Source organism: Microcoleus sp. AT8-A3 (genome assembly GCF_036705675.1).
Classification (GTDB): domain Bacteria; phylum Cyanobacteriota; class Cyanobacteriia; order Cyanobacteriales; family Microcoleaceae; genus Microcoleus.
Map to the genome: position 1 here is coordinate 1 of NZ_JAUBVD010000037.1, position 10,883 is coordinate 10,883.

The window sequence follows — 10,883 nt, forward strand, 5'->3', positions numbered from 1 at the left end:
CAGTTACACTAACCAGAGGGTTAGGCTAATCGTCCTTGGATATTCTTTATCCATTTGGATTAAACGAGTCGCACTCCACGCAATTGTACTGTACCCCTGTCCAATAATTACGCCTTTGTGATATTCATGGGTTCTGTCTTGTAATGTTTTGGCATGACTGTCTGCCCCATGCAGTATGATCGATTGCCACTAAAACGTGTTCCGTTGAGGATGCTTCCTTCTGTAATTGCTCCAGATACAGCAGCATCAGTTTTTTCCGGTCTGGTCTACAGTCTTGCAATGCCTCGTAGACGCTCTTGCATTGACGATGGAATAATGGATTGAGCGAAAATTCCGCCAAACAGGCTGCATTCCGGGTCGTCATCACTGCATCCATCAGCTCGAATGTCGCATAGGAGAGCTTTTACTAATAACTCGTATGCTGCTTGACGGAATTCCTTTAATCGTTCACTGTTCATTTAGGGAGTGGATAGGTTTTCTTTTTCACCCTTATTCTCTCCCGGCGCGGTGGCTTTAGTTCTTCTCAAAGCCACCGTTCTCATCTTTATTTAGTCTAAAGTACAGCAAGTAATGATGGGACATCAAAACAGGGTAGTTCAACTTGCAAATACTTATCTCCACACAGATTTTCTGGGTTACCACCTCTATACAGAATCCGAGCTTGAGCCTGCGCCCACGTTACCACTTCTGAACGTTCTGTGTCATTGAGTCTAGAGGCAATTGTTTGCAAAGCTTTTAGCGTCAGCGCTCGATCGATTACCCCAGATAGCATCGTTGCTTCAAAACAATGTTCCATATATTCGTAGGGGATCTGCTCGTAGTCCGGGGGCGGGGCGACGCGCATCAAATGCTGGTCGATCTCCTTTCTGCGATCGAGATTTACCAGGGAAGCAATAAGAGGCAATATTGGTACTAAGACGGCGGGTGGGGGAACTTTTCGATGATATCGACGGGAATTTGGCGAAAGATAGGCACCCCTAAGAGTTTTTTCCCACTCTCTCATCGCTCTGTCGGCTTCAGGACAGCATTCGTGAAACCTGACCCATTTCTCTAAATCAATTGCCACATTCCGTCCCATCTGCTGTGCTAGCAGCGACAACGCCTTCGTGACTACCTGCCGTATCAGTTCGGCTCGCTCCCCGTCTGGACTTCCTGTCCAATCTCTCAGGCGATAGCGAGTCTGATGCTCAATAAAAGCCTGGGTATAAATGGACTCCCAGATGGACGGTTGCTTTAATAGAGCATTTGGCAATCCCAGCAACGGTAGAAAAGGAGCTGTCCAAGGTAGAGTTGGTAAAGACAAAGCTTTCAAGTAATTTCTGCTTTCCCAATCTCCCCAAGATAATTTAATTTCCAAACAGTGTTCTTTTGTCATATTCCTCAATTTTTACATCGTACTCGTTCTTGAATTCATCCGGGTGCATCTCACTTTTGCGAATGTGTCAAAAAAGAGTTAAAATGAAAAAGCTAGTAAAATCGTCAAATAAAGATGAGGTAAATAAAATGACACCCTCAGACCAACAACAGCTAAAAGCCCACTTAAAAGCGGTAGCAAAAATTCTTTACAGAAATACAGAGCCAACTGAGTTAAAAACTTTTGAAAGTATAGAAAAAGCAGTCCGTCAGAAAATGTTATCAGAGGTTGGTCCAGAAATAGGTAGCTTTTTTTTTCAGCAGTATCAGGAATTCAAACAGGAAAACCCCGAAAAATAAAATCAATAATCAGCTCGCTCGACATTACAGATAATCAGGCAAAATATTTTGGCTTAAAAGCTTACAGTCAATTTAGTCCAGTCATGGAAAATTGCTGTCTTTTAATCAGTGCTAACGAATCTTATCAAATGGCAAAAAAAGATTTGGAAAAATTTACTGGGATCAAAATTTCTCACAGTACATTACAAAGATTAGTCAAAAGACAAGAATTTGAATTGCCTACATCTCAACAAGGAGTCAAAGAAATTACATTGGATGGCGGTAAAGTCAGACTACGCAACGCAACCAAGGGCGAGAGCTGTTACTGGAAAGACTATAAAGCCGTGTGTTTAGATAATATTTATGCGGGAGCGTTTTTTCAAAATAATCAAGATTTAATTGATTGGACTAATAGCCAAAAATTACTACATCCTATGTATTGCCTCGGAGATGGCCATGCCGGAATTTGGAACATATTTAAAGAAATTGGAGACAATGAACAAAGACAAGAAATCTTAGATTGGTATCATCTGAAAGAAAATCTCTACAAGGTAGGGGGTTCAATAAAACGATTAAAATTAGCAGAAAATATGTTGTGGCAAGGCAAACTTGATGAAGTTATAAATTTATTTAAAGACTTTAAAGGTCAAGCATTTAAAACGTTTTGCAATTATTTAGAGACCCATCGCTGCCGAATAGTGAATTACCAATACTACAAAGAAGAATCCATAAGTTCGATTGGTTCGGGAACAGTTGAATCAACAATAAAACGCATTGGATTAAGGGTGAAAATATCGGGAGCGCAATGGAATATTGAGAACGTTTCCTCTATGCTTGCTCTTCGCTGTGCTTATCTCAACGGTCAACTTTCAATTTGATGTATGTGCCAAAGTGAGATGCACCCTTTTGATGAACCGTATATACACCTCGTTTCACCGCCGTCTCAACATTCAGTCCAGCTACAGACCAATCAGCGAGAATGAACTCGCCGGATAGCAGAGATGTCGTTTTGCTAGTTAATGGAACTATCAGGATATCTTCAGAGGTGTGCGGTGCGCTAACTACAACGGCAGGTCTTACTTTAGAGCTGGATAAGTCGGAGAAAGGGTATCGTACTAGAATAATGTCATTTTTGGAGTAGCTGGGCATAAATATCATCCTCGGTATTATCCCAAATTGCATCTAGCGATACTCGGCTTGTCTGAAGCCAGAATTCAGACTCATCATCAGGTAGGAATGTTACCAGAATCCTTGCACCTTCAGGAATTTCTGTTTGTTCCAACAATTCAATTTTGCCTTGGCGAACGATCGCCCAAAGTGTCTTTAGCATAATAGGGTGACTCCTGAATCGTTAGGGTCGTATCTCAGTATATCCGATTCGTTGACAACTTGCGGAATAATTACTAACATTTCGCTAGCGCTGTTGTTTTCAACCCAAAAACAGAGGAAATAGTACAATGGATAGCTTAAATAATTATCGCCAACTTGTTAAGCAGCTCCTGACTGAATACGCTGAGATTCCTGTTTTTGACAGCGGGACGCAAAACGAAACAATTTTTGATGGGGAAAATGACCGCTATATGTTAATCAATATAGGTTGGTTTAACGATCAACGCATTCACCATTGCGTGATTCATATTGATATTATTGACGGTCAGGTGTGGATTCAAGCAAATAATACCGATCGCCTGATTGCTGAGGAGTTAGTTGCAGCGGGAATTCCGGCTAAATCAATTGTTTTGGGACTTCAACCGCCTGATGTTAGACCTTATACTGCTTATGGAGTGCCTTCTAGGGAGCAGCAGCGAGAATCTTTGAAAGTATGATGGAGTGGAAGGGATTTGCATTGGAGGGCGATCGCACTTCAAAAACTGTCAAAGCAGGCGATCGGAGAAGGTTGTAGAAAAGTGAAGGTGAGGAGGTGCGATCGGTTTTAGGAGTGAAGGGGCGATCGTCACTGAATCCCATGTTCTATACAAGTGTGTAAACAAGTTTATGTGACTGGGATTTTGACTACAGAGCAATACCGCAACTTGAAAGCCTATTCAAGATGTCTAGTAGGGCACTGTCGTTCACCGGTTCATTTTTCCATGACCCACCACGTCCTTCCCGCCAGTAATTACCTGTGGGAAGATGTCCATAGGGAGCCTGGATTGCAAAAGTAAGATCGTTATATTTTTTTGTATATTGACCCACGTTGTCAGGATCGTACCATCCTATGCGACTATAGCAGACTTTTCTTAATTCAATTTCCTCATTTATCTCGTCAAGAAAATATCTTTTTCTTCCACGTTTCTTACCAGAAATCATGGATAGTACATCCTCTCCTTGTTCTGATACAATTCGTTTTTGTACACTAAACCCAAAGCGACCATTGCTATATTTAAGCCAAAGTCGATCAATAATATAAAGATCGGCACAAGGGAAGTAGTCTGCCATTCCGCCAACCAGACGGCTATAATCCGGCACTAGACGACACCCCCACTCTCCCGCTTGGATTGTTCTCTCTACTGCTAGACTTCCTACGCTCAGCATCACCTTACCTGTTTCTTCATCAGCTTCTCTCCATTTGCCTTCTGCTAGTAGGTCACGAAGGCGTGTGTAGCTATAGCTAGTAGAGATGCTGCTCTCAAGTGATACTTCAAGATTTGAATAATCAACTTGAAGACTTGAATAATCAACTTGATTGGCTTTAGTCCTACTTGATGCCTTGCTAGATTGATTGCTGCTTGATGCCTGTGACATCACGAAGTACACAACTACAGCCAACACAATTAAAATTAAAATCCACATTGATAGTTTCCTTAATTAGGTAATCAGGGGAACTTAAACTAAATCCCCTGATGGTTGTGTCTACTTGTAAAAATCAATCAAAATTGATTTATCCGCCATAATTACCGCTACCATAGCCTGTTTCTTTGGCTATCTCTAGCATGGTCGATTGATTTGATTTTACTTTTTTTAATTCTCTTTCTACTTTCTCTCTTTCTTCCTGGTCTGCTATTCCGATTTGCTCTTCAAATTGAGCGATTATTGTCGAGTTAGGAATATCAGAAACCTGTGATGGCGATAAGATTCCTTGAGCCAAAGCCAAAGCAGCCAGAATATTCCGAATTGCCTCGACAAGGTTGTATGGTAAACTCACTTTTGTCAACTCCTCTATTAGGGTAATTTGTAAACATAAACGCGAGCCATCTGCTGGCATTTGAGTATTTTAAGGAGTCAAGTTCAGCTTTGTCAGTGATAAAAAGTGATAAAAAGTGACAAAAAGTAAGGACTTTCGCCAAATTGCCCTAAAATCTCCTCTCAGGTAGATGCCCCTAGAGTTAAACTCTTCTAAATAACCCCTCTCACAACCCAACTTCCTTGGCCTACGACAACACCTGCAAATATCTAGCAGAAAAATTCCCCGCCGCCTTCGTAAGCTGGCTGCTGCCAATTGACGAGCCCACCAGCGTTCAGGTACTCAAAACCGAACTAATTCAAGAACCCATCCGAGCCGATTCTCTCGTTTTCCTGCAAACGGATAACCAAATCCTGCATCTGGAATTTGAAACCAGACCCTACTCCGACCCGCTGATCGCCTTCAGGATGCTAGACTACTACGTCAGGCTCAAACGGCAATACTCCTGTTCCATCAATCAAGTAGTAATTTTTTTGCAGCAAACAGCCTCAGAACAAGTTTTTGTATCGGAGTACACAGACGCGAACACCCGACACGGATATAGAGTTATTCGCCTCTGGGAACAAGACCCCGCTTTACTGCTGTCCGTCCCCGGCTTGCTCCCACTGGCGACACTATCTCAAACCAACTCCCCGCGAACTTTGTTAGAGCAAATAGCTACTCGGATTGCTATAATCGAAGAACCTACCCAACAAGCGGATTTACTCGCTTGCACCCAAGTGCTCGCAGGTTTGAGATTTGAAAAAAACTTAATCAGACAACTATTTAGGAAGGAAACTATGCGCGGTTCTGTGATTTACCAAGAAATTCGCGAAGATGGCCTCCTTGAAGGAAGACAACTAGGCCTCCTTGAAGGAAGGAAAGATGAGGCGCTGTCGTTCCTCACTCGTCAGTTGACTCGACGCATCGGTTCGATCGCCCCTGAAACCCGCAAGCAAATTCAGACTTTATCCGTAGAAGAATTAGAGGATTTAGGAGAAGCGCTGCTGGACTTTTCCGAAGCCTCAGATTTAACCAATTGGTTGAACGAACATCAGCCTTAATTGCTAAGATATAGCCGCCTATTTTCAAAAGTTCACCAGATATATACTTTAAGGAAACATAAGCCATGACCGTTGATGAAGCAATCGCGATCGCAGAAACTCTCCTCGATGGCGAAGGCTTAAACGACGTGCAAGAGCTCATCTTTAGACAATGCTGGGAAGGAAGACATTCCTATGAAGAAATTTCTCAACTCTCTCAATATAATGATGAATACATCAAAGCGCTGGCGGCTAAACTCTGGAAACAACTCTCAGAAGCTTTTGATGAAAAAGTAAAAAAAAATAATTTACGCTCTGTTTTTAAGCGATACTTGCGACGAAATCAAGTGACTTTACATCGAACTCAAGTTATTGGAGTTAACCTCAGCGGTGCTAACTTAAGCGGAGCCAGATTATTGATCACAAACTTAAGTGAAGCCGATTTTTATCAGACTGATTTAAACAAATCAATTGTAACTGAGGATAAGACGGCATCAGATGAAATTATCAAGGCTGAAGACGCAAATAACCAGGGAATTTTGTCGAGCATAGAAGAACGGATTTATCACTGGAATGATTTGCGCTTTCACAGCCAAGAACAAGTAAAAATAGCCGAAGCGCTCGATCGCACAAACACCCTATTCTTCCCCAACTCTAAAGCCCGCCTTACAACACCCGCAGGTAGACAAAACCAAGCACCAGATTTCCTCATATTCCACCAAGGCAAATGGGGTATTCTGGAAATATCGCATCCCGATACACAAAAAGATGAAACGCGCGATCGCCTGTTTGCATCTCACGGTATCAGCATCATCCACTATTGCGACGCTAACAGATGCACAGAAGAACCCGATCGCATTGTCCAAGAGTTTTTAGACATATTGAGTCAGGGATAGGGCGATCGCATTTAGTTAAGGCGTATTTCTGTATCGATCGGCGATCGAACACGTCTTATAGGAGCCTTAAACTTCTTCATCAAGATTAGACAAAATATCTTCCAAATCCCTAGCACCATGCAAAACGCGGAGAACCTCCACCTGATCGTCTTGAAGCCGGTAAAAAATTAGATAATCTTGAAAATCCTTAATTCGCCACTGACGAATCTCCCCCATCCCAGAAGAGACCAATCGCACGACTTTTCCCATTCCCGGTATCGTCGCTAATTGGGCAAAAGTGGCTTCGGCTAACTCCAGAAATCGCTCCGCAGCACGAGCATTTCCATTGAGCAGAATATAGTTTGCCTGTTGTCTGAGATCCTGCGTGGCACGATTTTTGACAATTAATCGATCGCTCATACTGGTTGTGAATCGCCACCCAAAACCGATGCCCGCAAATTCTGCCAGTACGCAGCCGTAACGGGTTCTCCATCCGAGTCTAAACCCTCTTGCAGTAAACCTTCTAGTTTGGCTTGTGCCCGTTTCCGCTGGCGATCTTGCTGCACCAAATCTAGAAAATACTCTACCGCACTGGCATAAGCCCCTGCCTGAATTTGAGCCTCAATATAGGTTTGCAGCTCTTCTGGTATGGCAAGAATAACGTTCATCGTCAACACAGATTTAGGATATCTATCATTGTATCGATCGGCGATCGGGCAGCACCATAAAAATTAAAATTAGCAGCTTGAACATCGGTATAAAGTTACACACCCGATCGCGTTGTCCAACAGTTTTTAGACATCTTGATTCAGGGATAGGGCGAGTGTTTTTTTCATAATGGCGATCGCATAGGGCCCAGAAACCGGGTTTTTTACAAAAATACCTCGTTGTCACCAACAGATTAGGTGAAAAACCCGGTTTCTTTGTCGGAGTGCGTCAGTCCATAAGGGCGATCGAACTTTGTAACAAAGTAGATTTGCTCTTGACAAATTACTCGATTTGTGATATGCAGGAGTGGTGGAAATTTTTAAGGGCGATGGGGATCTACTTCTGCAAAACCGGCGATCGCGATCGATCCTAACTCATTCCCCAGCAGCCTCAGCCGACGCAGCGAATCTATCCGCTACAGCTTTGCCAATTAGCGCCACCTGACTCAGAGGCAAAAACTGAATTTTTCTGACAATATCGTTAATTTCTGGGGCTTGCGAGACTGGATTGCCATCCAAAAAGCTGAGAAACTCTTCCAGCGAATAACCAGCTCTCGCAGCAATTTTAGCCAAGTTTTCCGTTTCTGGAACAGTATCGCCCCTTTCCCACATTGCACAGCAGTCCCAGAAACCCCCAAAAGCTTGCCAAACGCTCGTTGGCTCAGTGTTCCGCGAGCAGTTTTGATGATTTCGCTAAGTTTTTGTCTATTTTGGATGCTCACGACTTAAAAGCTATGCGATCGTATCTACCAGTCTACTTACGAAGTGATGCATCAACTATATTTCCCAGACGACTCAGCCGCCGCCGCGAGCCTATCCATCACGGCTCTACCAATGACTGCTAACTCACTAATGGGTATACATTGAATTTTCTTAAGCAGATCGTTAGTATCTACGGGTTCCTGTACCGGCTTGCCTTCGAGGTGAGCCATGAGCTCTTCCATCGTAAACCCTGCTCTTGTCGCAATCTGAGTCAAATTTTTCGTATCTGGAAGTACCTGCCCCTTTTCCCAATACAAGACAGAAGCCACAGAAACTCCCAACAGCTTGCCAAAAGCAGTCAGACTCATCGAGCCCCGCGCTAATTTAACAACCTCACTCAGTTTTTTCTTAGCTTCTGCGTCCACGGTATCAGCCACCAGATAACCACAATTCCCAGTTTACAGAACATCAACCATACTTCCCAGAAGCTACAGCAGCAGCAGCCAGTCGCTCCATACCAGCTCGAACAATCACTGCTAAGTCACTCAGTGGCATACATTGAATTTTTTTAAGGAGCTCGTTGGTATTGACAGGTTCCGGCATTGGTTTGCCTTCGAGATGAGCCATGAGCTCTTCCATCGTAAAGCCCGCTCTTGCCGCAATCTGAGTCAAATTTTTCGTATCCGGGAGTACCTGGCCCTTTTCCCAATACTGAACAGCAGACCCAGAGACTCCCAATAGCCTACCAAAAGCGCTAAAACTCAGGTCGCCACGGGCTAGCTTCACAACTTCGCTCAGTTTCTTCCTAGCTTCTGTGTCCACAGTATTAGTCACCAGATCAACACAACTCCTAGTTTACTTATCTACCAAAAAATCTGTCTTTCTTGCTTGACAGCAAAAAGTTTACCAGTTAGAGTGTAAATACTTTTGAAATCATAATTGTATTTGTAGCCAATCAGGGGCAGTAAAAATGACTCGCAAGACAAACCACACACGCCAAAGCCTTACAGCCTCCGGTTGGCTAAAACCCCAGTGCTGGCAAATCTCCAAAATGGAAGCAGCCGAAGCCCTGAGAATTCCTGTCAACCGCATAGTCAAAGTTTACCCCAAACAACATCAAGTAATAGTCGTTTACCTCAACAAGAAAGGACAAAAATGCAGTTCTTTTTTCAGCTACAGACTATTTGCCAGATGGCAGCAGGAGGCGATCGCAGCAATTGCCAGTTGTCGAAACCAGCAAATCCTAGCACCCCTAGAAGTCATTGTACAATACGACCTCGAACATTTCAAATATCCAGTGGCGATCGCCGATGCAATTTGGGAAGCCCTCCTCAACCACATCCGTCAAGTCATCAGGGAACAAAGGCTCAGCCTAGCTTGCGCCTAGTCCCCCATTAACCCCCACCTATGTCGATCTTGGTTAATGCTTGGGAAAATCGATTCCTGAGATGGATATTCCTTGCATCTTCTGTACATATCGTCCTTGAGCCGCTACACACTCTGCCATTTTTTGAGCCTGTATAGGTTGACTCCTGGGATCTGGTGAGGTGCCTCTATACTCCCATACACCACCACGACCACTATTTATTACTTTTCCATTTTTTTCTAAGATTAACTCTTCTCCGGTAGCATCAATATAGAATTTCCCCTTTTGAAAAGACACGCTGCTAATTGTGATATCTTCCACTCCCTTGTAAGGATTTGCAGGGCCCTTGACAATCTTAATACAGATTCTATTGTTTTTATGTGCAATTTCTCTCCGGGAATTATTGAACATGGTTCCTTGAGAGTAGTAAGTTCCTGTGGGTAGAATTGTATAATCTTGTTGATTACTTTGAGCAGATGACAAGGATGAAATTGAGAGAATAATAGAACTAGCAATTAGTGTTTCGAGTACCCTAAATTTCACTTCCTATTAAACTCCATTAAAAAATTTTCCGATTCAACACGATCATAAATTATTTCTAAACTCCTCTAGGGTGACATTTGCTTGGCGAAGATTTCCAGCTAGTGTCCCAGAATCTAATTCATCATGGATTGGCACAGTACAACTATCTATTTGCTCTACAACCCGAACCCGTTTGAGAAAAACGTGACTGCCATTTTGCGACCTATCTCTCCTGAATCCCAAACGCTCTAAAGACCCGATAGCTTGTCTACCTGAAATTCTTGGCAATTGAGACCAAGGTATATCTGAATGGGAATTTTGCGACAGATTTTGAAGCTGAACGTTTAGATATTCAATAGTATTTTCTAATGTTTGAGTGTTCTCTTGGGCTGCACTGAGATCCCTTTCTAACTGCCTCTTTCGATCTTCTAAGAACTGAGTTTTGCTTTTAGATGAATATAATTCGCTGTTTAACTGGACTTTTTCTTTTTCTAACCGATCAATTTCTTCCACATAAAATTTTTCCCAATCTCTTGACTGTTCCTTAGTCCGATCTAATTCTGTCCTAGCTCCTTCTAGTGCGGCGGTCAGTTCATTAATATTAGGTATTTTTTCTAACTGTTGCTTTAGCTGACGAGATTGCTGTTGTATTAAATCTCGATCACGCTTCAAATCAGCTATTGTCTGATTGAGCGCTTCACTCCGCTGCTTTGCTTCAGATTCTCGCTGAGACGTTTCTTGCCACTCTTGCCATAGTAATTGCAAGTCCTCTTCTAAAGTTTGAGCAGTTTCTTGCTGTTGCTGTTCTTTAAG

Annotated in this window: 15 protein-coding genes and 1 pseudogene; 5 read left to right on the forward strand and 11 right to left on the reverse strand. The window is 42.9% G+C overall.

Annotated features, from left to right (window positions below; all coding sequences use genetic code 11):
* Positions 1–553 precede the first annotated feature (553 nt).
* Positions 554–1,375, reverse strand: coding sequence for a hypothetical protein (locus QUB51_RS19955; RefSeq protein WP_333263010.1), 822 nt, complete (start codon positions 1,373–1,375; stop codon positions 554–556).
* Positions 1,376–1,503: 128 nt separating this feature from the next.
* On the opposite strand from QUB51_RS19955, the gene QUB51_RS19960 reads away from it, so the two are divergent.
* Positions 1,504–2,570, forward strand: a protein-coding gene (locus tag QUB51_RS19960; RefSeq protein ID WP_333058655.1) for an ISKra4 family transposase whose coding sequence is annotated in 2 segments (ribosomal slippage) — positions 1,504–1,672 and positions 1,672–2,570 — 1,068 coding nt in all. Because the reading frame shifts where the segments join, the coding sequence is not laid out codon by codon here.
* 248 nt (positions 2,571–2,818) lie between these two features.
* On the opposite strand, the gene QUB51_RS19965 is transcribed toward QUB51_RS19960, so the two are convergent.
* Entirely contained in the window at positions 2,819–3,022 is a 204-nt protein-coding gene (locus QUB51_RS19965; protein WP_333058654.1) for a hypothetical protein, read from the reverse strand.
* Positions 3,023–3,149: 127 nt separating this feature from the next.
* Here QUB51_RS19965 and QUB51_RS19970 point away from each other — a divergent pair, with 127 nt between their 5' ends.
* Positions 3,150–3,518: a XisI protein gene (locus QUB51_RS19970; protein ID WP_333263008.1), complete on the forward strand. Its 369-nt coding sequence runs from the start codon at positions 3,150–3,152 to the stop codon at positions 3,516–3,518.
* Positions 3,519–3,705: 187 nt separating this feature from the next.
* Here QUB51_RS19970 and QUB51_RS30455 read toward each other — a convergent pair.
* Together QUB51_RS30455 and QUB51_RS19980 are read right to left on the reverse strand one after the other, a co-directional pair.
* Positions 3,706–4,122 (reverse strand): annotated as a pseudogene (locus QUB51_RS30455) (GUN4 domain-containing protein); the annotation flags it as partial.
* Between the two features lie 451 nt (positions 4,123–4,573).
* A complete protein-coding gene (locus tag QUB51_RS19980) occupies positions 4,574–4,897 on the reverse strand; it encodes a hypothetical protein (protein ID WP_333263002.1) in 324 nt (107 codons plus the stop codon).
* 161 nt (positions 4,898–5,058) lie between these two features.
* Here QUB51_RS19980 and QUB51_RS19985 point away from each other — a divergent pair, with 161 nt between their 5' ends.
* Positions 5,059–5,919: an Rpn family recombination-promoting nuclease/putative transposase gene (locus QUB51_RS19985; RefSeq protein ID WP_333262999.1), complete on the forward strand. Its 861-nt coding sequence runs from the start codon at positions 5,059–5,061 to the stop codon at positions 5,917–5,919.
* A 65-nt stretch (positions 5,920–5,984) separates the two neighbouring features.
* Positions 5,985–6,794 carry a pentapeptide repeat-containing protein gene (locus QUB51_RS19990; protein WP_333262996.1) on the forward strand — a complete coding sequence of 270 codons (810 nt, stop codon included), beginning with the start codon at positions 5,985–5,987 and terminating at the stop codon, positions 6,792–6,794.
* Between the two features lie 66 nt (positions 6,795–6,860).
* Here QUB51_RS19990 and QUB51_RS19995 read toward each other — a convergent pair whose 3' ends face one another.
* From QUB51_RS19995 to QUB51_RS20015, 5 genes are all read right to left on the reverse strand, one after another.
* Positions 6,861–7,193 carry a type II toxin-antitoxin system RelE/ParE family toxin gene (locus QUB51_RS19995; protein ID WP_333057805.1) on the reverse strand — a complete coding sequence of 111 codons (333 nt, stop codon included), beginning with the start codon at positions 7,191–7,193 and terminating at the stop codon, positions 6,861–6,863.
* The gene (locus QUB51_RS20000; RefSeq protein ID WP_333057804.1) at positions 7,190–7,441 is read right to left on the reverse strand and encodes a hypothetical protein; all 252 of its coding nucleotides are present in this window, start codon (positions 7,439–7,441) and stop codon (positions 7,190–7,192) included. Before QUB51_RS20000 ends, QUB51_RS19995 begins: the two co-directional genes overlap by 4 nt.
* A 414-nt stretch (positions 7,442–7,855) precedes the next feature.
* Positions 7,856–8,092, reverse strand: coding sequence for a transcriptional regulator (locus tag QUB51_RS20005; RefSeq protein ID WP_333262993.1), 237 nt, complete (start codon positions 8,090–8,092; stop codon positions 7,856–7,858).
* 161 nt (positions 8,093–8,253) lie between these two features.
* Positions 8,254–8,619, reverse strand: a complete 366-nt coding sequence (locus QUB51_RS20010; protein WP_333057802.1) for a helix-turn-helix domain-containing protein — start codon at positions 8,617–8,619, stop codon at positions 8,254–8,256.
* A 31-nt stretch (positions 8,620–8,650) separates the two neighbouring features.
* A complete protein-coding gene (locus tag QUB51_RS20015) occupies positions 8,651–9,016 on the reverse strand; it encodes a helix-turn-helix transcriptional regulator (protein WP_333057801.1) in 366 nt (121 codons plus the stop codon).
* Positions 9,017–9,233: 217 nt separating this feature from the next.
* Between QUB51_RS20015 and QUB51_RS20020 the strand changes: the two genes are divergently transcribed.
* The gene (locus tag QUB51_RS20020; RefSeq protein ID WP_333393073.1) at positions 9,234–9,569 is read left to right on the forward strand and encodes a hypothetical protein; all 336 of its coding nucleotides are present in this window, start codon (positions 9,234–9,236) and stop codon (positions 9,567–9,569) included.
* Between the two features lie 33 nt (positions 9,570–9,602).
* Here the strand turns inward: QUB51_RS20020 and QUB51_RS20025 are convergent, their stop codons facing one another.
* Both QUB51_RS20025 and QUB51_RS20030 read right to left on the reverse strand, forming a co-directional pair.
* Entirely contained in the window at positions 9,603–10,031 is a 429-nt protein-coding gene (locus QUB51_RS20025; protein WP_333057799.1) for a hypothetical protein, read from the reverse strand.
* Between the two features lie 102 nt (positions 10,032–10,133).
* The coding region (locus QUB51_RS20030; protein WP_333262987.1) for a type II toxin-antitoxin system HicA family toxin at positions 10,134–10,883 on the reverse strand (750 nt) is incomplete at its 5' end.